A 22,766-nucleotide genomic window follows, 5' to 3' on the forward strand; every position below is an offset into this window, starting at 1 on the left:
TTTAAATAATATGTTACTTGATCGTATCTTTTTTAATTTTGCTGGTGTCTGTTTTCATCTTTACAGAATCAGTTTTAACCTTACTGCTGTCTGTGACCTTCTTTGAGTCATTACCTGTGGTTTTAACTGAATCCACCCATATATTGCCTTCGGGCGGCTTGCCGTTTGCCGGTTTTGTACCCTGGAGGCTCAATACATAACTGCTTACCTGCTGGATCTGTTTTGGTGTTAACAATGTTTTCCATGCTATCATACCTTTTGCCGGTACTCCGTTGGATACGGTTGTGAATACATTTTTTATACCGCCGCCGTGTATCCAGTTCTGGTCAGTCAGGTTCGGACCCACTGTTCCGCCGCCATCGGGTCCGTGGCATGGAGTGCAGTTAACTGTCCATATCTGTTTGCCTTTTTCAAGCTCAGCAGCATCAGTAACTAAAGTCACATTATCAGCATTAATAAATGCGCCTGTCCTGATAAGCTCTTCACGTTTATCATTGGCTATCTTAACTTCGTTCAAATATTCATCAACCATTACATTACCTGAGCCTAATACATGGTAATCAATCATATATACAATAGCGATCACAATTGTACCATAGAATAACAGGTTGAACCATGGCGGAACGGTATTGTTAAGCTCTTTGATACCGTCAAAATCATGGTCAAGCATGATATCTTTTTCTTTTTCTATTGGCACGCCGCGGTTAAGAACGGCTGATATTTTTGCAAGGAATGAATATCTTTCTTTTCTTCTTTCAGCGGAGTAATTGTATTTTGGGGCTGAAAGAATGAAGAACAGAATGAACAGGAAGGCAACAAGCAAAAATACCATTGCGCCGGCCAGCTTTGAATATTCATTCATTCCGTCATTGTGTCCTGTAGTTGCCTGTGCAAAAATTCCCGCATTAATAAACAGCATTGCGCAAATAGCGGATATTTTAATAAGGAAATTATTCATTTTACACCTCCTGCATTTAAATTATGCCCGTTTTCGGTATCTGTATCATCTTCAAGGGGAATATTTTCCATCCTGCTGATATATTTTTTACTTCTGGTAAAGCTCCATACTATTACTCCCAGGAAGAAAACAAAAAATATAATTAAAGATATTTCCGGGTATATTTCTATTCCTGAAATACTTTGAAGTACCTGTTTATACATTTTATTTAACCTCCTTCATATCGGCTGTATTGTTGCCTTTGATATCAGTTCCTAATCTTTGCAGGTAAGCAATTAAAGCGACTATTTCTTTTTCAGGCGTAACGGGAGCCCCGTTCTTCTGAAGGTCTGCAGTAATTTCCTGTGCCTGCTTCATCAGCTCATCGTTGGCAATTTTTTCATATCCGGCAGGGTAGGGCACACCGATTGATCTTAATGCGTTTATCTTATCTTCTGTTGTTGAAATATCAAGATCGTTATCAAGCAGCCAGTCATACACAGGCATTAATGAACCCGGTGATATCTGCTGCGGGTTCTGCATATGCAGGTAATGCCATATGTTTGGATATTTCTTTCCTTCCCTGTGGAGGTCGGGTCCTGTTCGTTTGGAGCCCCATAAGAACGGATGGTCATAAACATACTCGCCTGCTTTTGAATATTCGCCGTATCTTTCCGTTTCACTGCGGAATGGCCTAATCATCTGTGAATGGCAGTTATTGCAGCCTTCTCTGATATACAGATCACGACCCTGCAGCTCAAGCGGAGTGTAAGGCTTTACGCTTGATATGGTAGGAATGTTTGATTTTACAAGGAAAGTCGGTATTATTTCAATTAAACCGCCAATCAATACAAGAACAGTTGCTAATAATGCGAACTGAATGGGCTTTCTTTCAAGCCACCTGTGTTTGGTTTCACCGGGCTCAGCAGTGTTCAGCACTCTTGCCGGAGCTTCTGCAGGTTCTTCTGCGAATAATGTTCCTGTTTTAATTGTTTTAACCAGGTTGTATACGCCAATAATAACTCCAACAAAATACATTGTTCCGCCGACTGAACGGATAGCGTATAATGGTATTAAGTTTGTAACAGTTTCAAGGAAGTTAGGATACTGAAGAATGCCTTCCGGTGTGAACTGTTTCCACATTAATGACTGTGTGATACCTGACCAGTACATTGGTACTGCATAAAATACTATTCCAAGGGTTCCTATCCAGAAATGAATATTGGCAAGTTTTTTTGAGTACAGGTCAGTTTTATAGATCCTTGGTATGAGCCAGTATAAAATACCGAATGTTAAAAATCCGTTCCAGCCAAGTGCGCCAACGTGAACGTGTGCTACGATCCAGTCAGTATAATGAGCTATAGCGTTAACATTCTTAAGTGAAAGCATCGGTCCTTCAAATGTTGCCATACCGTAAGCTGTAACAGCAACCACCATGAATTTTAATATTGGGTCTTCACGTACTTTATCCCATGCACCTCTAAGTGTTAACAGACCGTTTATCATACCGCCCCATGAAGGTGCTATTAGCATAACTGAAAACACTGTGCCGAGTGATTGTGCCCAGTCAGGCAGGGCTGTATATAATAAATGATGCGGACCGGCCCAGATATAAATAAATATCAAAGACCAGAAATGAACTATGGAAAGCTTGTATGAATAAACCGGCCTTCCTGCTGCCTTTGGCAGGTAGTAATACATCAAGCCTAAGAACGGTGTTGTTAAAAAGAACGCAACTGCGTTATGTCCGTACCACCACTGTACTAAAGCGTCTTGGACTCCTGCATAAACCGAATAGCTTTTCAAAAAGTTTACAGGAATTTCTATAGAATTAACTATGTGCAGCACTGCGACGGTGACAATGGTCGCTATGTAGAACCAGATAGCAACATACATATGCTTCTCACGGCGTTTGGCAATTGTCCCGAACATGTTGATGGCAAAAACCACCCACACGAGTGCGATCAGGATATCAATTGGCCATTCCAGTTCAGCATATTCCTTGCTTGTGGTAATACCTAAAGGAAGTGTTAGTGCTGCACATAAAATTATCGATTGCCAGCCCCAGAAATGTATCTTGCTCAGCAGGTCGCTGAACATTCTGGCTTTGGTTATTCTTTGCATTGAATAATAAACGCCCATGAATATCGCGTTTCCTACGAAGGCGAATATCACTGCGTTTGTGTGTAACGGTCTTAAGCGGCTGAATGTTGTATATGGCAGGCCGAAGTTCAAGACCGGCAGATAGATCTGAAATGCTATCAGTAATCCTACAAGCATGCCAACTACGCCCCATACCATTGTGGCGAGCGCAAAATTGCGGACTATCCGATTATCATAACTGAACTTTTCCATTTCCATGATATGGAATCTCCTTTTTGAATTAAGTTTAGTTCGTTTATTAGGTTTTTATACTTATTAATATGAGACTCTCAAAGAGCTATCTCACAGGTGAAAATTATATAATGCCGATTTCTTTCATGCACTTTACTATTCTGTCATATGCAAGCTTAATATCGCCGTCAAGACCGATAGAAAACCTTACCAGCCCTTCCGAAAGCCCCATTTCTTTCTGCTCATCTTCCGGTATTTCTGATGATGTGCTGTGACCGGGTGAGCTGAAAAGGGTTTTAAAGTATCCAAGGCTTACTGCCAGATATCCAACTTTTTCCTGCTGCATTTTTTCCAGCAAAGCTGATGCATTCTCATAGGTTCCTACATCAACAGCTATCATTCCGCTGTAACCAAATCCTTCATTTCTTATCTGTTCAATCAGATTAAAATGCCTGCTGTTTTTTAAACCGGGGTAATAGACCTTCAGTCCCAGCTTTTCAAATTCTTCAGCAAGAAATAAAGCATTCTCACCGTGTTTTTTCATCCTGATATGCAGTGTATGAAGGTTTTTTAAAATACTTGCAGCTCGCAGGCTATCAAGAACCGGACCAAGCAGCATAGTTGCGCCTGAATTCACGTCAGTTAAGCTGTTTATAAACTCAGCACTGGAACAAATACATCCTGCAACACAGTCGCTTGACCCGTTTATATATTTGGTCATACTGTGTATCACAATATCCGCCCCAAGGTGCAGGGGAGATATTACCATCGGGCTGAAAGTGTTATCAACTACCAGCTTTATATTGTGTTCTTTGGCTATTTTGCTGATTGCAGGTATATCTGTTATTTCAAGTAAAGGATTGCTGATTGATTCAGCATATATCATTTTGGTCTTTTCGGTAACAGCAAGCTCAACCATTTCAGGTTTTTGCATATCTACAAACTTTACCGTAATGCCAAGTTTCGGCAAAAAATTCTTAAAGAACGCATATGTACCTCCGTAAATTGTTCTTTCAGATACAATTTCATCGCCGGAGCTGCATATCTGCAGCACTGTTGAGCTTATTGCAGCCATTCCTGAAGATGTTACCTGCGCAGCTTCGGCGTCTTCCAGCCTGGCAAGCGCATTTGAAAGGAATTTATTTATCGGGTTCCAGTGCCTTGAATAAAGGAAGCAGCCTTCCATTTCATGCTGGAAAGATTCTGCCATAGTTTTGGGGCTTAAGAACGTGAAAGTTGATGAATCAGTTATGCTCGGGTTCACATCGCCGAACTCTCCGAATACAAGGTAATCATGTATGCTGGTGCTTGGGTCGAATTTTTTCATTATTTGTTTACACCATCCGTTTCATCATCAAATAAAATACGTACTGAAGGAGTATACCTGTCTTCATATTGTCCTGATCTGACAGCCCATAAGAAAGCGATCAAAAATCCCCCGGCTACCAATACACTGAAAAATACAAGTATTACTATTACACTCATTATAAACCTCTCTTTTTAGCCATAAGGTTAGTTGAAAGTACTGTGAATAAAACTACTGTTATTGAGCTTGCCGGCATTAATATTGCAGCAAGCAGCGGTGAAATTTCTGACTGAAAAGCCAGAGTAACCCCCGCAATGTTATATATTACAGAAATTATAAAGCTTATAATTATTATCTTTTTTGTGGTTTTAGTGAAGCCTATGATTTTGTTCAGCCTGCTGAACTCACCTGCATCAAGAATAGCATCACATGCCGGCGAAAAATTCGTAATATCTTCCGAGATGGCAATGCCAACATCACTTTGCTTAAGGGCGCCGGCGTCATTTAAACCGTCGCCAATCATAAGAACCCTGTGACCTGAGTTTTGAAGATCTTTTATATACTCAAGCTTATCTGCAGGCGTTTGATTGAACCTTATTCTGCCTTCCTGTCCGAAATATTTCTGAAGATTTTCTTTCTCTCCTTCGTTATCTCCTGAAAGCACAGCAAGCCTGAATTTATCTTTCAGCGAAGTAATAATGTTTTCAAGCCCGGTTCTGTATATATTATTTATAGAGAAAAATCCTTTGATCGAACCGTTTATTGAAAGGAATATCCTTGAATCAAGTTTTGAAGCAGTATTATCATTGTTAAGCAGTATTTTATTGTTATCTGCTGCAAATAAAGCGCTGCCCAGCTTAACATTATTGCCTTCTATAACCGCTTCAATTCCTTTGCCTGAAAGCTCTTTAAATGTGCTGCAATAGGGAATATCATCAGCCTGAATTGCTGCATATATCCTGCTGCTTAATGGATGTGTTGAGTTCCTTACAAGAGATTTTACCAGTTTTTGTTCCTGTGCAGTCAGTACATTGCCGTTAAAAGTTATATCCGCATCACCAGTTTGAGTAATTGTACCTGTTTTATCGAAAACAATAGTATCAATTTTTGAAATGCGCTCAACCACAGAAGCATTCTTTGCGTAAAATTTATTTCTTCCAAGTATCCTTATTGCATTGCCAAGTGCGAACGGATTTGTAAGTGCAATCCCGCATGGACAGGCTATTATTAAAACAGCTGTAAATGCATTAATGGCTGTTCTTAAGCTCACAGGGTACCAGTACAAAAATGCAGCTGCTGCAACCAGTAAAATTATAACTGTAAAGAATTTGCCAACTATATTAACCAGTGAATTAAACTTATCCTCATCTTTTTTAACAAATGTATCTTTGTTCCAAAGCTGTGTAAGGTAGCTTTGCGAAACTGTCCTTATAACCTCAAGCTCAATAGCGCTTCCAATCTGCCTGCCGCCTGCATAAACAATTTCTCCGGCTACTTTTGGAACCGGAATTGATTCACCTGTTACAAAGCTGTAATCCAGGTTTGCATTGCCGTTGAACATAATCGCATCGGCGGGAATTAGCTCATTATTCCTGATGAGTATCCTGTCACCCTGTTTAAGTGCTGTTACAGGAATGCTTGTTTCTTTGCCTGATCTTCTAACTGTTACAGATACGGGAAAGTATGATTTGTAGTTTCTTTCAAAGTTAAGGGCATCATATGTTTTAGCCTGGAATATTTTTCCCAGCAAAAGGAAAAATATAAGGCCTGTCATTGAGTCAATAAACCCAACACCGGTATTTGTGATAATTTCAAAGGAGCTTCTGATGAATAAAACAACAAGTCCCAGAACTATCGGGAAATCAATATTTATACTTCGTTGTTTTATTCCGCTCCATGCTGATTTGAAGTAGTCGCTCGCAGAATAAAAAAGCACAGGTGCGCCTAATACCAGGTTCAGAAGCCCGAAAAACTGCCTGAATGTATGCTCGAGAGAACCTACAGGAGCCAGGTATTCAGGAAAGCTTAGTAACATTATGTTGCCGAAACAGAATCCGGCTACGCCAATTTTGTAATATAAACTCTTATTGGAACGGTATTTTATTTTATTTTCGATATCATCAAGGCTTATCTGAGGTTCGTATCCAATTGATACAAGTAGCTCAACTATCTGTCTGAGTGATACTTCGCTGTTTTTGAATTTTATTCTTACTGTTTTCTGGACAAAATTCACTTCAGAATGAAGAATCCCGCTGTTAAGCTTGTATAGCTTTTCAAGAAGCCAAATACAGGAAGAGCAGTGAACCTGGGGAATAGTAAATGTGCAGAGAGAAATATTTCCTTCTGTAAAATTGGTAAGCTGTTTAACTACGCCGGGGTCATCAAGATATGAGTACCTGGAGCCTGCCGCACTATCAAGCTTCTTTTGGGATATTCCGGGTGTTTTATCAAGGTCATAGTATTTGCACAGGTTGTTTTCATTCAGTATTTCATATACTGTTTTGCAACCCGTACAGCAAAAGATCTTGTCACCGCTTCGAATATCCAGACCCTTATTGCAAATATCACCGCAGTGATAGCAGAGAGTCCCTTCCTTTAGGTTTACTACTTCTGAAATCTGCATATTCTGTTACAAAATTAGGCTGAATAGTCATATATTAATATGATTTGTGTCAACGGAAAGTATGATTTTTATCATTTTTATAGAGAATTATTGCTGTTTAAATGATATTTTTGACTAAAGACAATTTATTTTTATGTTTTCACTGAATAATAGATTAAGATTTTGTTATATTTATTTATGAATTATAAACTTTTTAAGTATTCTTTAAGTGCAGTATTAACAACTGTTTTGGTTTTTGTTTTTTCTTCCTGCACAAGTAACCCTAAACTGCAGGGTAAGTGGTCTGCTTCCGGGAACATTGGTGACTCAACTGATATGCATTCATGGTTCCTTGAATATGAATTTAACGGCAGGAATTATACAATGAAAGGTTACCCTCCCATTTCAGAAGAAGGTACTTTTGAAGTTGTGCAGGAAAAAGGTGACAGCCTGCAAATTTATTTTAATGTGATCAAATCAAGTCCTGAAACTAAAAGCCATAAGGATTGGATCGTGGTAAATGATAGTGTGCTAATAACCGGGCAGCTCTCACTCCGTAGATATCCAAAATAAACCAGCCAATAATGATTTGTACTGCACTTTGCGAACTCAAATTATGTAGTGCTGAGCGCTTGACTGCCGAAGCCTTGGCGTAGGCAGTGAATCGAAGCACACAACAAACCCCTCCTACAAATAACAAAAAAAATGGCTATCCCAAAAGAATTTAACGTTTTGAGACAGCCATTAGATATAACTAAAAAACTTAAAGTAAATTAATCCTTAGCGCCCATAATCTTATACACAACACCTGCAAGAATTGCCCCTATAACAGGCGCTGCTACGAACATCCACAACTGTTCAATTGCCCAGCCGCCGACAAATAATGCCTGGCTAATACTTCTGGCTGGATTCACAGATGTATTTGTGACAGGAATACTTATTAGATGAACCAAAGTTAATCCCAGCCCAATTGCAATACCTGCAAAACCTTTTGGAGCGCGTTCATCCGTAGCGCCAAGTATGATGATAAGGAACATAAAAGTCATTACAACTTCGCATACAAATCCGCTCATCATATTATACTTTCCCGGAGAGTGCTCACCATATCCGTTTGCTGCAAAGCCGCCTATCTGGCTGCCATTACCGGTTGCAATTATGTACAAAACTCCGGCAGCAGCAATTGCTCCAAGGATCTGTACTAATATATAAGGTAACAGCTCCTTGGCGCTGAACCTTCCGCCGATCCATAGACCTATTGAAACCGCGGGATTCAAATGAGATCCTGAAATATGACCCAATGAATATGCTATTGTTAAAACTGTAAGCCCGAAAGCTAGTGAAACGCCGGCAAGGCCAATACCAACTTCAGGAAATGCAGCTGCCAATACAGCGCTTCCGCAGCCCCCAAGTACGAGCCAGAAAGTTCCGATAAATTCTGCTAAAAGTTTTTTCATGATATATAATATGTTTAACTTAACGCAAATTTATGGTTATTTATAACTTTATTCAATTTATTTCGATTCACTATGAAATATCACAATTAGTTCTTTGTCTTGAAATTTAACCATTCCACCATTTCACTATTTCGCTATTTCACTATTTCACTATTTCGCTTTTACTTTGAAACTCCTTCTAATTTTGGGTATATTTGCAGATTATAATAAAAACAGAGGCGTCATATCCGCTGGGAATGGCGCATTTTAATACTGGAAAGGCATATAATGCGTAAATATTTTATCCTGAACTTTATTCTTGCTGCTTTATTTATTTATGTTTACGGATGCGGTGAAAAAAAAGACGATAAAAAAACTGACGGAAATAATAATACAGAATTTGTAAAAAAAGACAGTATTACCGGCAAAGATGTTGTTACACTTAAATATCTCGTTAAAAAGGGTGATAAATTCTATTATAAGTTAGAGCAGAAAAATACCAGCTCAGAAAAATCACCTGCTACCGAAGATAAAGAAGTGAATATAGAAAACTCCATCAATTATTATTATTCCAAAGAAGTTGATAACGTAGAGCAGAGCGGTATTATCAGCTATAAGATAAATTTTGATTCCATCAATATTTTATCAAAGATGGGTGACCAGAGCAGGATATATAACTCCAACATTAACGATAGCAACAAACAGAGCCCGGAAGTTATTCCATACAACTCAATTATCGGTACACCTTTCTATTTGAGAGTTAATAATTCAGGCAAAATTACAGAACTGTACGGAATGGAAACTGTTTACGGTAATATCTTTAAGGCACTTGGCGATACACTTAAAGAAGCCGAAAAAGAACAGCTTAAACAGTCATTCAGTGAAACCATTAAAGAGCTGCTGCAAAAAGAGATGGTGGAATTCCCAACACCAACGATGCCGATTGATTCAAGCTGGACCCGCACAAGCGATGTACCTATGATGGTGTTCGAAACAAAATCCAATGAAAAATACACACTCAAAGCCGTTGAAGACAGAAACGGTCAAAAAGTTGCAATTATTGACGGGCAGCTTGTAATAGAATTCAAGAACAAGGAAGTAAAAGAGCAGGGTATGACCGTTAAGATCGAAAAATCCGAAGCTTCCGGTTCAGGAAAGATAGAATTTAACTTAAGCAGGGGCTGTGTACAGAAAAAAGAATCAACTGTTAATGTTAAAATAGATATGAAGCTTTCTGCCCAGGGACAATCAGCAAATTCATCACAGGGCATAAGCACTACGTTTATTGTAACATTGATGAATTAAAAAACCCATGGCTTATAAAAACCTAATTGAGCTTTCTCACCCGCTTGTTAAGAGTTATATAACTAAAATAAGAGATAAAAATACTTCTTATTTTGAGTTCAGACAATATGTTGATAAACTCTCAGTACTGCTTGCCTACGAAGCAGGTAAAGAGCTTGGCTTAAAATCGCGAAAGATAAAAACACCGCTTGCGCCGTATAACGGCTCTGTGATAAAAGATGAGATCGTGCTAATGCCCATCTTAAGGGCGGGTTTAGGATTAATGACCGGCTTCTCGTCAATTTTCCCGGAAGCCAGGATAAGCCACCTCGGCGTTTTCCGTAACGAAGTTACGCTGCAGCCTATAAGGTATTATTTTAAATTTCCCCGCCTAAGAGATAAAAAGAATTCTATTATATATATATTAGACCCCATGCTGGCAACAGGCGGAAGTATGTGTAGCGCAATTGATGAAGCAAAAAAAACCGGTGCCGGAAAGATCGTTGCAGCATGCCTGGTAGCTGCTCCTGAAGGTATAAAAGAAGTGCAGAAGTATCACAAGGATATTAAAATTTTCACCTGCGCAATTGATAAGAGGCTCAATAATAAAGGCTACATCGTACCCGGACTCGGTGATGCCGGCGATAGATTATTCGGAACGCTGTGATATTTAACCGGAATTTATTATTCCGCTATACCGTTTCAGATTCAAACGGCAGGAGCCGGAAAATTCTAAGGGGCTCTATAGCCCCTGTTTTTTTGAAAATTTTATTGTAATCCTGCATTATTAAATCACGATTTCTAATATTAAATTGATTTGTTAAGCACACTATATAAAAAAAAGCTCGATGATCTGCTGGCATTATGCAGGAGGAATATTGGCGAATTTAACGAAAAGCTCATAACTGATGCTTTTAAGTTCAGCCTTAACGCGCATAAACAGGATAAACGCGCCTCAGGCGAGCCTTTTATTATTCATCCCTACGAAGTTGCCTCAATTGTAGCAAAAGAAATTCCACTCGATGATATAACGGTCGCCTCAGCACTTCTGCATGATGTGGTAGAAGATACCAAGTTCACTTATGAAGATGTTAAAGCAGAGTTCGGCGAAACTATCGCTGATATTGTTGACGGCGCTACCAAGATTGAAGGTATGTTCGAAAATTACGAAGCCAAGCAGGTGGAGAATTACCGAAAGATGCTGCTTTCCATGTCAAATGATATCCGTGTAATTCTTGTTAAGTTCGCTGATAGGCTCCACAACATGAAGACACTTGAATACTTGAATCCCGAGCGCCAGGTTAGAATGGCGCGTGAGACTATGGAGATCTATGCGCCGCTGGCGCACAGGCTTGGTTTAAGCAGGGTTAAAACGGAATTTGAAGATATGGCGTTTAAATATCTTGACCGCCAGTTCTATAAGGAAATCTCAAAAAAAGTAATTGCAAAAAAACGTGAACGCGAGAACTATGTAAATAAGTTCATACAGCCTATAAAAGCTGAGCTTGATAAAGAAGGTTTTAAGTATGAAATATCAGGCAGGGCTAAACATCTTTACAGCATAGCTAAAAAAATGATATCCCGCGGCAAATCATTTGAAGAAATATATGACCTCTTTGCGGTCAGGATTATACTGGATACCGAGGAAAGAAATGACTGCTTTACTGCCTACGGCATCGCTAGCGAAATTTACATTCCCGTGCCGGAAAGATTTAAAGATTATATCTCGCTTCCCAAACAGAACGGCTACCAGTCAATTCATACAACGCTTATCGGACCCGAAGGTAAAATGGTTGAGGTGCAGATCCGCACACGTGATATGCACGAAGTTGCTGAAAAAGGTGTTGCAGCCCACTGGAAGTATAAGGAAAATATCAGCACCAATGACAGACAGATGGAAGACTGGATAACCTGGATAAGAGAGCTCTTTGATACTACTTCCAAGGAATCCACACCAAAACAGATTATGGAAGGCTTAAAGCTGAACCTTTACCAGGATGAAATATATGTATTCACTCCTAAAGGCGATCTGAAAATTTTGCCGGTCAATTCAACACCGGTGGATTTTGCATTCGATATCCACAGTGAAGTCGGCTATAAATGCATCGGTGCTAAAGTTAACGGAAAAATTGTACCGCTTGATTCAAAGCTTAAAAGCGGAGACCAGATCGAGGTGATTACCTCGAAAATTAAAAAACCTCACCAGGACTGGGAAAAATTCGTAGTTACTCATAAGGCAAAATCTGATATTCATAAATATTTTAATAATGAGCGCAGGCTGAAAATTGAAGAAGGCAGGGAACAATGGCTTAAGAAGCTAAAGAAAATGAAGCTTAGCCTTTCTGAGGATGAAATGATAAAGCTGCTGCAAAGGCTTAAGTTCGAAAGCCTGCAGCATATGTATCTAAGCCTAGCAGAGAACAGGCTTACGACCGATGAGCTTTATGAGCTTGTTAAAGACCGTAATAAATTAATCAGCGGTGAAATAGTTTCACCTTGGGTTAAGCCTGTTGAAAAAGCAACAGCCCTTAAAGTAAAAGAAAATGAGCAAAGCCTGTTTGAAACATATATCAAAACGGCGCGCGGCGCTAAGAATAAGATTATTGCCGGTGGCGATGTAAAAGATCTGCTCTTCAGCTACGCTAACTGCTGCAATCCAATTCCCGGTGAAGATATAATAGGATTTATATCTAAAACAGAAGGTATTAAGATTCACAAAAAATCATGTAAAAATCTTTCTAACCTGTTCCTTTCCGATCCGCAAAGAATAATTGACGTGCAGTGGCCCGAAGAGGTTGAAGATGAGTTCTTTGTAGGTATAAAGATCAGCGGTGAAGACAGGCCCGGCATGCTGAATGAAATTACGAATGTAATTTCCGTTTACAGCAACACCAATATCAAAAGCGTAAGCATTGCTTCCAAAGGTTCGCTTTTTGACGGAACAGTTATCCTTATGGTTAAAAATATCACACATTTGAACGAGCTTATCGAAAAGATCAAAAATATTGAAGGTGTTTTTGAAGTAAAACGTTTTGAAGAGTAAGTTTAATTATATAGATATAAGACTAAATAAGTCTTATATTGTATTTTAATTATTCTAAATTCCTGATTATGATTTTTATCATAAAAGGTAACTACTATTATTAATATATTTGCAATTATGAAAACAAAAATTACAATTTTATCTTTATTTTTCATCATTTTAAGCTTAGTGATATTGAGCTTTAATGATTCAAATGCTTTTAATGGCAATTATTCCGGTTCAGATACACTTATCTATCCGCAGGAAAAGCATTTTAAGAACATGCAGATGCTGACCAACGGCGGAGAAAATGCCGAAGCGTATTTTTCCTTCGATGGCTCGAAGATTATCTTCCAGTCAACAGGTGAGTATGAGTGCGACCAGATCTTCATAATGAATACAGACGGCTCCGGGAAACATCTCGTAAGCACAGGTAAGGGCAGAACCACCTGTTCATACTTTTACCCGGATGGTAAAAGTATATTATACGCTTCCACGCATTTAGGCGGCGATATGTGTCCCCAGAAACCGGATCATTCCAAAGGCTATGTGTGGGCGCTTTATTCAGATTATGAAATTTTTAAAGCAGGTGTTGATGGCTCTAACCCGGTTAAGCTTACCGATGTAAAAGGATATGATGCCGAAGCTACAATTTCACCCAAAGGTGATAAAATAATTTTTACATCAACCCGTAACGGTGATATTGACCTGTATTCAATGAATCTTGACGGTTCAAATGTGAAACAGCTTACAAATATAGCCGGATACGATGGAGGTGCATATTATTCCTATGACGGTACAATGATAGTTTTCCGCGCATCAAGATTCGATGATCCTGCAAAATTAAAGGAATATCAGGACCTGCTGGCTGAAGGTCTTATAAGACCCGGGCAGCTTGAAATTTATGTAATGAATGCCGATGGTTCAAATATCCGCCAGGTAACAAACAATGGTGCGGCAAATTTCGGACCGTATTTTTTCCCTGATGGCAAAAGGATAATTTACTGCTCTAACCAGGGTGATCCCAAAGGCAGGAATTTTGATCTTTATATGATTAATGTGGACGGTACCGGAAATGAAAGAATAACATATAACGATACATTTGACGGCTTCCCAATGTTCTCACTTCACGATGGCGGTAAAAAATTCGTTTTCTGTTCTAACCGCTTCAACGCAAAACAGGGTGAAACAAATGTATTTATTTGTGATTGGGTAGAGTAAAATAATCCTGAGCGAAGCGAAGGATCTCAATCGGTTTGTAGTGCAATCTGTTTTTAAGTCCCCGCAGAGTCTCTTCGCAGAAGGACTCTGCGATAAATGTTGCTTTTCGTTGGAGTGCATTGACTGTGTCAATGCTATAACATGACCCCTTGGGGTCACATATTTATAGAAAAAATTAAAAGCCATAAACCGACTCCGAAGGAGTCGCACATTAAACAAGAATAGAACATCAAAATCCCGAAGGGATGAAATTATTGTAACAAATCGGCAAAACAAAAATCTAAAACCCCGAAGGGGTGATACTAAAATATGAACACAAAAATAAAATTACTTTCCGCATCATTATTGGTTATTCTGTTTGCGGCATTTGTAAATCCATCGGATAATGACCCGAAGATCACATCTGGCGAGATATCAGACCACATCAAATACCTCGCAAGCGATGAGCTTGCCGGCCGTTTCCCGGGTACTAATGGTGACAAACTTACAGTAGAATATATTACCAATGAATTTGAAGAATACGGTATAAAACCGGCCGGTGAAAAAGGATACCTGCAGCCATTTGATTATATCAGCGAAATTAAGCTCGGAACAGGGAACTCAGTATCCTTTGGTAACGGAGAAGTTTTAAAAGGAGCAGGTGAGGAATTCACACCGGTTTATCTAAGCTCAAACGGCTCCGCAGAAGGTAATATGGTTTTTGTGGGCTATGGCATAAACGCGCCGGAGCTGAATTACAATGATTATGCGGGAATTGATCTTAAAGGTAAAATTGCAGTTATGCTTATGTTCTCACCGGGATACAACAATCCCCACGATAACCCGTTCAGCAAGTATGAACGCCTGCGCGTTAAATGCGCTGCAGCAAAAGAGCAGGGTGCTGCAGGAATAATAGTTATTAAAGGCCCCGAAACAGGGGAAGAGGACCTGATAAAACTCAGAATGTCCGGACCCGGCGAAAATATAGAGCTGCCTGTTATGAACATGAAGCGGGTTTATATTGAATCATTTTTAAAGGATAAAAAACTTTCTCAAATACAAAAAGAAATTGACAGTCTGCGTACACCTCAGTCATTTGAGCTTGGCCAAACCGCCCGGATAAAAACAGACCTCACAAGGATCAAAGCCGAAACAAATAATGTTATCGGTATGATTGAAGGCGGCGACCCGGCATTAAAAAATGAATATATCCTGATAGGCGCGCATATGGATCATCTGGGTGACGGATTAAAATACGGTTCATTGCATGATAGCCATGCGGCTGAAATTCACAACGGCGCTGATGACAACGCCTCCGGCGTAGCCGGCATTTTGGAGCTGGCTGAATACTATGCTAATAATAAAAAGAGCCTGAAACGCAGCGTTATATTTATGACCTTCAGCGGCGAAGAAGCCGGCTTGATAGGCTCCGCTTACTTTACCAAAAGCGAGCTGATGAAGAAATACAACATTGTTTCAATGATAAATCTTGATATGGTAGGCAGGCTTACCGATAAAAAGCTTACCATAGGCGGTACCGGCACATCATCTATCTGGCAGGGTCTTCTTGATTCATTAAACAAAACATATAATTTTACCGCAGCTTATAATAAAGATGGATTCGGACCCAGTGACCATGCCAGCTTTTATGCAAAGGATATTCCGGTATTGTTTTTCTTCACCGGCTTGCATAAGGATTACCACAAACCTAGCGATGATTGGGAACACATTAATTCCGCAGGCGAAGCCGATATACTTAATATGGTCGTTTCAATCGTAAATTATATTAATGCGCAGCCGGTAAAACCGGATTTCATAAAGGTTGCCGAAGAGAAGAAAGAAACCAATATGGGTTTCCGTGTTACTTTAGGGGTTATCCCTGATTACTCCAGCACCAAAGAAGGCCTGGAGCTTTCCGGTGTGAAAGCCGGCGGCATTGCTGAAAAAGCGGGTTTAATGGCTGGGGATATCATTACAAAACTCGGTCAGTATGAAATAAAAAATATATATGATTACACCGATGCTCTCACTAAATTCAAGCCCGGGGAAGAAGCTGATGTAACCTATCTCCGCGGAACTGAATCTAAAACCGTGAGGATCACTTTCGCTAAGTAAAATATAATAAATATTGTTTTTGTAGAGACGATCCGTCTTGCCAATTCAACGGCATAACGGGTCGTCTTTTTTTAATGCGAATAATTCTCACTTTTGTCATTCTGAGCGAACGAAGTGAGTGAAGAATCTAGACGAGAATTATAAATTTAACGATTGTTATGAGCTAACGATAAGTACAAATATATATATGCAGATTTATTGCTTTGCTTATTTATCAATTAAAGATTATTTCATTTCACAGATTCACTGTATATCCAAGATATTCCGTTGGATTCCCGCCTTTTCGGGAATGACAATGAAATCTTAGTCGGAGATTTATTATAACCCAACAAAAAAAGGAGCCTTTAAGCTCCTTTTCTTTTTTGCCTTTTTGCGTTCAAGAAATCCCGTAGGGATTTCGCAGTCCCGCCAAAGGCGGGATCACACTCATCGTTTATTTCAATATCTTTATCCCTGTCGCTAAGATCCTGTACATCTTCTGCGGACCCACTACTAAATTCGGGTCAGTACCTGCTTCTTCAGCAAAATGTTTTGCCTGGTCTTCGGTAATTTCCTTTACTGAAAATACGCCTTCAACTACTGCAACCTTGCCGGTAATATCCATTTCTTTCGGCATTATGAATTTATGCAGCGTCAAAGCGCGGATATTGTTTGTACCATCGCTCAAGACTGTCCAGCATCCGCCTGAACGGCACAGTTCAGACATATTACCTTTTAACACAACAGTTTTCCCCGAAAATCCAGCAGTATCAGCGTAAATATCAGCAATTGAAAGTATCCTGGCATCAGCGGTTATATCTGCGCCGTATAAAGTGCCGTCACTAAGCTCTTTGGCTTCAACTTTTTCGCCTTCCTTTTTGTTATCATCCTGTGCATTAACAGAAAGTGTAATAAATAATATTACAATTGGTAATATAAATTTTATGTATTTCATTGTATAAATTGAGTTAGTTTAAATGTACCTGCAAAAATACAGAGAAAACTGTGATTTTGGAATGGTAAAAATATGTCATCATCTTAATCCTCATCCTTAAAGAGGGAAAACTGGAAGGCACACATATCACACTCCCCCATTAAGTGGGAGCTGGAGGGGGTCACTTGTAAACACAAAATACTTTTACTTACGTATAATCTGCTGTATCTCAAAAAAACACCACACCTATCGTTGCAAACGGATTATGATAGTATTCATCATATCGGGCTTCACGTATTGCCGGCATCTGAATTCCCGCTGAGAGCGAAACATACTTGTTTAATCTGTACAAATAATTCAAACCCACAAACACTGAAACAATTCCTGCTCTTTTGTTTACTGCAAAAAAGCATAGTCCTAAATTTACACTTAAACTGTGTTGTTTAATTTTCAGAGGTAAAAAAGTTATACCCAACTGCAAATAAGGCGCTGTTCCCCCGAGATCATTATTTAGTTTTAAATTTCCGAAAGCTGCTCTGAGATATATTCTTTTATCATACAGATTTATATGACTGTAGATCCACCAGCCATGATAGAAATATTTCTTCTCCTTCAAAGGTATGGCGGGACCGAATTCCAGCCCAACCTGAAAGGGGAGGTCTGATAACGAATTATTGCCCTTCATTTCAGCGGACTTGTTGAAACTCACTATACTTTCCTGTGAATACACAGTAATAAACAGACCTGCGAGAATAAAATAAAATAACCCGGCAAATTTTATATTCATACTATTTACTTTAAGAGTACCATTTTCCTGGTTTCTGTCACCCTGAGCGTAGTCGAAGGGTCTACAGCTTCAATTCTGTAAAAATACACACCGCTTGGTATGTTTGATGCATCAAAATCTGTTTCATATACTCCAGCCTGCAGATTTTCATTCACAAGTGAACTTACCTCTTTGCCTAAAGCGTCGAAAATACTCAACTTCACATAACCTTGGTGAGGCAGGCTGAATCTTATCTTTGTAACCGGATTAAACGGGTTAGGATAATTCTGGCTCAGTGAATATGACTTAGGTATTTCTGTAGAAATAGGAGTTATGCCGATTGGAAAAATAGATTCCGTTAACTTAAAGATCCGCCCTCTAAAAGTGCCAATGTATCCGTAATATTTATTCCCGCGCTTTACTAAGTCCATTGTGTTTATGCGTTCATCACTTTCAAGTGGAATAGCCATCAAACTCCAGTTTACTCCGTCATTGGTTGTCTTCAATACCTTGTTGTTTGCTGCACATATCCAAATAGGTGTACTATCAATGTTTATCAACTTCTCAACATAAGTTGTACCGCCTGTAAAGTACAAGGCTGGCGAAGACCAGTTGCTACCACCATTGGAAGTTGAGTAAATATAGTAATTAAAGCCGGGAGAAAATGTTAATCCAAACATGTTATCCTTTTTGAAAATAGGCGAAGTTATTTCATGATTATTTGAAATTAACGGAAAGGATCTTGTATACCATGTTGTACCGCCGTTTGTAGAATAGATATACCGCATATCTGTGCAATTAACATTGCAGTTAATCCCGATGTAAATATGATTGTTGTCTGTTATTGCTAAAGAATAAGCTTCATTATCTATAGTAAAGTTCAATATTTGAGATTGCCAGCTTGAGCCTCCATTTGTTGATCTGTAAAATATGCTTTCAACTGAATCCTGGTATTGAGTTCTAATTGCAGCAATGAAATTAGGGTTATTATTTGATATGGCAAAATTTATTGTTGAACCATTATAAGTTGAATCAAGACTCACTGACCAATTTAAACCTGAATTAGAAGTATAAAATAACCTGTTTTCTATCGTCGAATTCAGGAATAATTTGCTCGTGTCTTTAGCAATTATATCGCCAGGTCTTAATTGGAAGGGAAGATTTAAGGTAAACCTATTCCCTTCTACAAATTTATACAAATTACCGTACAGACCCGAATCAATTGTTGATAACCAAATGTAATTCGAATCCACAACCGAAATTGATCGGACGGAAATTTGAATATTGTTGAAATCATAATCCAAAACCCACTGCGAAGCAGCGGGTTTTGAAAGTAATATTAACACAATAATAATAAATGTTTTCTTCATTTTATAAGTAACATTTTCTTTGATTCAATATAATCACCGGCTTCAATTTTGTAAATGTATAAACCACTGGGTAAATTTGATCCATCAAAATCGACAGAATAATTACCCGCTACCTTACTTTCATTTACTAATACATTTATCAGTTGCCCTAAAAGATTATAAACACTAATTTTAACAAAAGAATTACCACCTATATCATATCTAATCGATGTTTTGGGATTGAAAGGATTGGGATAATTTGTATAAAGAGCATAATTATATACTGAATGATTTTGAATGTTACTCTTTATATGTCTCAAATTAGCGTAACCAGTACCGACCGAATATCTTCCATTAGTTTCTATTACAAAATCTCTTACCCAATCGTTTTGTGGTATAGATAGTGAATCAAACCGTATTGTTATATAATCAGCAGAATCAAGTTCTGTGTAACTATTATCCTTTGATAACAATGCGCTAAGAATATCTGCATTGTCGATTGAGTGTAAAGCATCGTACATATTTAGCTCAGTAACTGTAAAGCCGCTGTATGCTATAGGAACTACTGCGAAATATGAAACTGAATAATCATTTTGCCAATTAATTTCTATATGATCAACTGCATCATTTAAATTTGAGAACGGTATTACAACTTCTGATATATTTTCTCTCATCGCAAATTGTCTATCAATATGATTATTCGGGTCTATAAAAATATAAGCAACTCCTCCTATGCCTTTTGGACCGATGGGCTCTCTATCAAGATTTCCTATTAAAGCCATGCTATCAGGGATAATACTATTCAAGATGCTTTTATATTTCTTTTTGAATTTACCTGCGGCATTTGATTGTGCCGATGAATCATAGTGCGCGTAAATATTATCTCCGGAGTTTCCCGATACGATCAGTTTACCTTGATAATAATATTGAATATTGGCTGTTATATTTGCTCCGTTTCTGTTTGCGTCATCGGGTCCTTGTACGATGGTAGTATCATACATTACAATATCGTTGTGCTCAGTTATTGCAATTTTCGTACCTAAGGGATGGTCTACAGCAAATAATTTTACCATATCAATATAGTCATGATCATTTTCGTATTCTCCAATTTGTATCGAATATTTTCCATCATTCAAATTAGGATGTATCTGTAATTTATATTTATCGGTGATATCTATGTTTGCAAATTCATTAAATTCTGAGCGATGCAATAAATTGTTATCTGTCAAATGGTAAGTCGAGTCATTATTCCAAACGTATAAATATGGACATCCTCCACTTCCACTTGGTGGGGGTCTTATCCCAGCTACTGGCATAATCGCCGTCTGGTAAAGAAAATCTGTTGACCAACAAGGATTATTTAAGGCAGTAACTCTAAAAGTAAATCTTAAATATCCCTCTTGATTACAATTAGATGGAGGGTTTGTGTTACAAGATTCATTAACGTAATTATCAAAAACTTTAATTATTTGTTTATTGCCGTTACTAATAATTTGTAAACCAGTAGGTAAAGGCGAGTAATTACCACAACCATTTGCAGTACTACCGCATTTATAATATTGCCATAAATAAGCATTAGCATTAGAAATATTCGCTGTCAAAGTGCCAGTTTCTCTTGCATATACTCTTTGCATTGGTTTGTCAAAACTAAAACTTAATAATAACGGTGGATTAATACAATGTTGTAACCCCGTTGAAATTGCAAACCAATATAATAATCCTGCAGTCGCTCTAATTGCATATTTTAAATTAATTTGCATAATTGCCGATGGAATTACAGTGTTAGGGGGATCTCCCATTTGAGAGTAATATTGCATTAACAAATAATTTGTACCTAATGGTAATGAATTATCACCTATCCACTGGGGTGGAGGAGCTCCATTGTTTCTCCAATCACTTGGAAAATGGTCCGCTAATTGATTTCCCGTATAAAATAAAAATTTAACTGGATCATTTACATTATAAAATGGATCTATAAAATTTCCTGCATTATTTCTATTTATTTCGCTTCTATAAGTAGAAACCCAATTTTCTAATGCATCAGGCTCTCCACCTGCTAACCATGGTGAATAAGCATGTATGTCTCCATGTGCATGTGCAGGTACGGTTTGATCTTGTAATAAATGGCACATTCTACCAAGTATTTCCCAAACTAGTTTATTTCTATCATCCCAGTTCAAAGTTCGATATTCTCTTATCATTTGAGTTTGGCCTGCGTGATTAGTGAAACTTTCACACCAAATATTTCCAGTGACATATAAATTAACCAAACCATTATAATACATATATCTGTAAAAGCCTGTTTCAGCATTTAGAACAATCCATGATGTATTATTGTCTTCATCAGTCCAATTTCCATCTCTGTAATATCGCATCTTTTTCCATGCATTCTCCCAAAAATCAGAATGACCACTTCCTAAGCCAGAATGTATCAATTCTGTCTTATAATCTTCGCCCAGATCGGCATTCCAAAAATGACTATTTGTATTCCAAATATCAGGGAATTCAGGTCCTATCATCCACCAGGGTTTTGTATAATGAAAAACCACATCTTCTTGGTCTTCTCTAAATGCCCCAGTTGTAATTTTCCCAACTTGCCATTTGTAATCTCCAAAATCGTTTAAGTCACCTATCCTGTAACCTAATTCAGGAAAATAGTGACCTTGATTTTTTAGTAAATTATAGGCTTCTATAGTCAAGTACATATGATCATCATCATCATATGAGTAAATAAATGTAAATTGTAAAAATATAAATAAGATAAATATTTTTTTCATAATAGTATTTAAAGTTTAATGGACAGAATTATTGAAGTCATTGGATAAATTATATAATTAGAAGATTTTTTAGGATATACTAACGTTTGATACCAATTTAAACCGAGGTATAGTCCTTTTATAATTTTAAAATCAATTTTTAATTCAATACAAGGCAATAACGAAATAGGATTAATCTTTATCCCTCCACCAGTAAAAAAAATTATATTGTTATTTAATTGCCACAACCTATACAAGAAAACATTTAGATGAAATAATGTGCCAGCAGGGTTAGTCTGATACGGGTCCCTTTTTATCTCCCGGAAAATTGTGATCCCGTTTTTTAAATATAATTTTTCGTTTATGGAATAAAAAATATTTGCTTCAAAAAAATAGAGATTTAAAAACCTATATGTCGATGCGCCTGCGTACAAAGAAAATAATGTATAATATTTTGGATTTTTATCTGGAAGCAAAGTGGAATCACTAAGATGATAATTATTTTTTAGTGTAGGGTTCGAATTACATTTTGAATAAATTTGTTTGCTGGTTTTTACAGAAGAAGAGGTATTACTCATTTTAAAATTTAGTGTGCTAGTCCTAAAGTTTTTTGCAAGTATATCTTCTTTGGGGGTATAATTTTGACAAAGAGATTGAGAGTCATCTAAGGTACAAATGGCAAGCAGTAATACTATAAAATATTTTAAGGCTTTAAGGCTCATTTTCTACAATGTTAACATTGCGCCTGA

The 22,766-nt window shown here is 38.0% G+C and carries 18 protein-coding genes; 6 read left to right on the forward strand and 12 right to left on the reverse strand.

Annotated elements, in window-relative coordinates:
* Positions 1 to 13: 13 nt before the first annotated feature.
* From J0M37_08705 to J0M37_08730, 6 genes are all read right to left on the reverse strand, one after another.
* Positions 14 to 958, reverse strand: coding sequence for a c-type cytochrome (locus tag J0M37_08705; GenBank protein ID MBN8585163.1), 945 nt, complete (start codon positions 956 to 958; stop codon positions 14 to 16).
* Positions 955 to 1,161, reverse strand: a complete 207-nt coding sequence (locus tag J0M37_08710; protein MBN8585164.1) for a hypothetical protein — start codon at positions 1,159 to 1,161, stop codon at positions 955 to 957. Before J0M37_08710 ends, J0M37_08705 begins: the two co-directional genes overlap by 4 nt.
* A 1-nt stretch (position 1,162) precedes the next feature.
* Positions 1,163 to 3,298 carry a cytochrome-c oxidase, cbb3-type subunit I gene (gene ccoN / locus J0M37_08715; GenBank protein MBN8585165.1) on the reverse strand — a complete coding sequence of 712 codons (2,136 nt, stop codon included), beginning with the start codon at positions 3,296 to 3,298 and terminating at the stop codon, positions 1,163 to 1,165.
* 97 nt (positions 3,299 to 3,395) lie between these two features.
* On the reverse strand, positions 3,396 to 4,598 hold the full coding sequence (locus J0M37_08720) for an aminotransferase class I/II-fold pyridoxal phosphate-dependent enzyme (GenBank protein MBN8585166.1): 1,203 nt from the start codon (positions 4,596 to 4,598) through the stop codon (positions 3,396 to 3,398).
* On the reverse strand, positions 4,598 to 4,756 hold the full coding sequence (ccoS, locus tag J0M37_08725; GenBank protein ID MBN8585167.1) for a cbb3-type cytochrome oxidase assembly protein CcoS: 159 nt from the start codon (positions 4,754 to 4,756) through the stop codon (positions 4,598 to 4,600). Before ccoS ends, J0M37_08720 begins: the two co-directional genes overlap by 1 nt.
* A complete protein-coding gene (locus tag J0M37_08730) occupies positions 4,756 to 7,200 on the reverse strand; it encodes a heavy metal translocating P-type ATPase metal-binding domain-containing protein (GenBank protein ID MBN8585168.1) in 2,445 nt (814 codons plus the stop codon). Before J0M37_08730 ends, ccoS begins: the two co-directional genes overlap by 1 nt.
* Before the next feature lie 177 nt (positions 7,201 to 7,377).
* Here J0M37_08730 and J0M37_08735 point away from each other — a divergent pair, with 177 nt between their 5' ends.
* Positions 7,378 to 7,752, forward strand: a complete 375-nt coding sequence (locus J0M37_08735; protein MBN8585169.1) for a hypothetical protein — start codon at positions 7,378 to 7,380, stop codon at positions 7,750 to 7,752.
* Positions 7,753 to 7,952: 200 nt separating this feature from the next.
* On the opposite strand, the gene aqpZ is transcribed toward J0M37_08735, so the two are convergent.
* Positions 7,953 to 8,633 carry an aquaporin Z gene (gene aqpZ / locus J0M37_08740; GenBank protein ID MBN8585170.1) on the reverse strand — a complete coding sequence of 227 codons (681 nt, stop codon included), beginning with the start codon at positions 8,631 to 8,633 and terminating at the stop codon, positions 7,953 to 7,955.
* Between the two features lie 267 nt (positions 8,634 to 8,900).
* On the opposite strand from aqpZ, the gene J0M37_08745 reads away from it, so the two are divergent.
* The 5 genes from J0M37_08745 (at position 8,901) to J0M37_08765 (ending at position 16,233) form a co-directional block, all read left to right on the forward strand.
* Positions 8,901 to 9,917, forward strand: a complete 1,017-nt coding sequence (locus J0M37_08745; GenBank protein MBN8585171.1) for a hypothetical protein — start codon at positions 8,901 to 8,903, stop codon at positions 9,915 to 9,917.
* Positions 9,918 to 9,924: 7 nt separating this feature from the next.
* On the forward strand, positions 9,925 to 10,563 hold the full coding sequence (gene upp, locus J0M37_08750) for a uracil phosphoribosyltransferase (protein MBN8585172.1): 639 nt from the start codon (positions 9,925 to 9,927) through the stop codon (positions 10,561 to 10,563).
* A 144-nt stretch (positions 10,564 to 10,707) separates the two neighbouring features.
* Positions 10,708 to 12,939, forward strand: a complete 2,232-nt coding sequence (locus J0M37_08755; protein MBN8585173.1) for a bifunctional (p)ppGpp synthetase/guanosine-3',5'-bis(diphosphate) 3'-pyrophosphohydrolase — start codon at positions 10,708 to 10,710, stop codon at positions 12,937 to 12,939.
* Positions 12,940 to 13,056: 117 nt separating this feature from the next.
* Positions 13,057 to 14,139, forward strand: a complete 1,083-nt coding sequence (locus J0M37_08760) for a PD40 domain-containing protein (protein MBN8585174.1) — start codon at positions 13,057 to 13,059, stop codon at positions 14,137 to 14,139.
* 309 nt (positions 14,140 to 14,448) lie between these two features.
* Positions 14,449 to 16,233 carry a M20/M25/M40 family metallo-hydrolase gene (locus J0M37_08765; GenBank protein ID MBN8585175.1) on the forward strand — a complete coding sequence of 595 codons (1,785 nt, stop codon included), beginning with the start codon at positions 14,449 to 14,451 and terminating at the stop codon, positions 16,231 to 16,233.
* A gap of 433 nt (positions 16,234 to 16,666) precedes the next feature.
* On the opposite strand, the gene J0M37_08770 is transcribed toward J0M37_08765, so the two are convergent.
* The 5 genes from J0M37_08770 to J0M37_08790 all read right to left on the reverse strand — a co-directional run bounded on the left by J0M37_08770 (position 16,667) and on the right by J0M37_08790 (position 22,739).
* On the reverse strand, positions 16,667 to 17,167 hold the full coding sequence (locus tag J0M37_08770; protein ID MBN8585176.1) for a DUF4920 domain-containing protein: 501 nt from the start codon (positions 17,165 to 17,167) through the stop codon (positions 16,667 to 16,669).
* A 208-nt stretch (positions 17,168 to 17,375) separates the two neighbouring features.
* Entirely contained in the window at positions 17,376 to 17,933 is a 558-nt protein-coding gene (locus tag J0M37_08775) for a hypothetical protein (protein ID MBN8585177.1), read from the reverse strand.
* 5 nt (positions 17,934 to 17,938) lie between these two features.
* On the reverse strand, positions 17,939 to 19,282 hold the full coding sequence (locus J0M37_08780) for a T9SS type A sorting domain-containing protein (GenBank protein MBN8585178.1): 1,344 nt from the start codon (positions 19,280 to 19,282) through the stop codon (positions 17,939 to 17,941).
* Positions 19,279 to 22,038, reverse strand: coding sequence for a T9SS type A sorting domain-containing protein (locus J0M37_08785; GenBank protein ID MBN8585179.1), 2,760 nt, complete (start codon positions 22,036 to 22,038; stop codon positions 19,279 to 19,281). The genes J0M37_08780 and J0M37_08785 overlap by 4 nt, the downstream gene beginning before the upstream one ends.
* An 8-nt stretch (positions 22,039 to 22,046) precedes the next feature.
* Complete coding sequence (locus J0M37_08790) at positions 22,047 to 22,739, reverse strand: hypothetical protein (protein MBN8585180.1); 693 nt, start codon at positions 22,737 to 22,739, stop codon at positions 22,047 to 22,049.
* Positions 22,740 to 22,766: the final 27 nt, after the last annotated feature.

This window comes from Ignavibacteria bacterium (genome assembly GCA_017303675.1).
Taxonomy (GTDB): domain Bacteria; phylum Bacteroidota; class Ignavibacteria; order Tepidaquicellales; family OLB5; genus OLB5.

Bases quoted from the DNA above. Each gene is read 5' to 3' on its own strand.
- upp (MBN8585172.1), top strand. From the start codon at position 9,925: ATGGCTTATAAAAACCTAATTGAGCTTTCTCACCCGCTTGTTAAGAGT.
- J0M37_08785 (MBN8585179.1), bottom strand. From the start codon at position 22,038: ATGAAAAAAATATTTATCTTATTTATATTTTTACAATTTACATTTATT.
- J0M37_08780 (MBN8585178.1), bottom strand. From the start codon at position 19,282: ATGAAGAAAACATTTATTATTATTGTGTTAATATTACTTTCAAAACCC.
- ccoS (MBN8585167.1), bottom strand. From the start codon at position 4,756: ATGAGTGTAATAGTAATACTTGTATTTTTCAGTGTATTGGTAGCCGGG.
- J0M37_08760 (MBN8585174.1), top strand. From the start codon at position 13,057: ATGAAAACAAAAATTACAATTTTATCTTTATTTTTCATCATTTTAAGC.
- J0M37_08745 (MBN8585171.1), top strand. From the start codon at position 8,901: ATGCGTAAATATTTTATCCTGAACTTTATTCTTGCTGCTTTATTTATT.
- aqpZ (MBN8585170.1), bottom strand. From the start codon at position 8,633: ATGAAAAAACTTTTAGCAGAATTTATCGGAACTTTCTGGCTCGTACTT.
- J0M37_08765 (MBN8585175.1), top strand. From the start codon at position 14,449: ATGAACACAAAAATAAAATTACTTTCCGCATCATTATTGGTTATTCTG.
- J0M37_08710 (MBN8585164.1), bottom strand. From the start codon at position 1,161: ATGTATAAACAGGTACTTCAAAGTATTTCAGGAATAGAAATATACCCG.
- J0M37_08790 (MBN8585180.1), bottom strand. From the start codon at position 22,739: ATGAGCCTTAAAGCCTTAAAATATTTTATAGTATTACTGCTTGCCATT.
- J0M37_08705 (MBN8585163.1), bottom strand. From the start codon at position 958: ATGAATAATTTCCTTATTAAAATATCCGCTATTTGCGCAATGCTGTTT.
- J0M37_08735 (MBN8585169.1), top strand. From the start codon at position 7,378: ATGAATTATAAACTTTTTAAGTATTCTTTAAGTGCAGTATTAACAACT.
- J0M37_08730 (MBN8585168.1), bottom strand. From the start codon at position 7,200: ATGCAGATTTCAGAAGTAGTAAACCTAAAGGAAGGGACTCTCTGCTAT.
- J0M37_08775 (MBN8585177.1), bottom strand. From the start codon at position 17,933: ATGAATATAAAATTTGCCGGGTTATTTTATTTTATTCTCGCAGGTCTG.
- J0M37_08720 (MBN8585166.1), bottom strand. From the start codon at position 4,598: ATGAAAAAATTCGACCCAAGCACCAGCATACATGATTACCTTGTATTC.
- J0M37_08770 (MBN8585176.1), bottom strand. From the start codon at position 17,167: ATGAAATACATAAAATTTATATTACCAATTGTAATATTATTTATTACA.
- ccoN (MBN8585165.1), bottom strand. From the start codon at position 3,298: ATGGAAATGGAAAAGTTCAGTTATGATAATCGGATAGTCCGCAATTTT.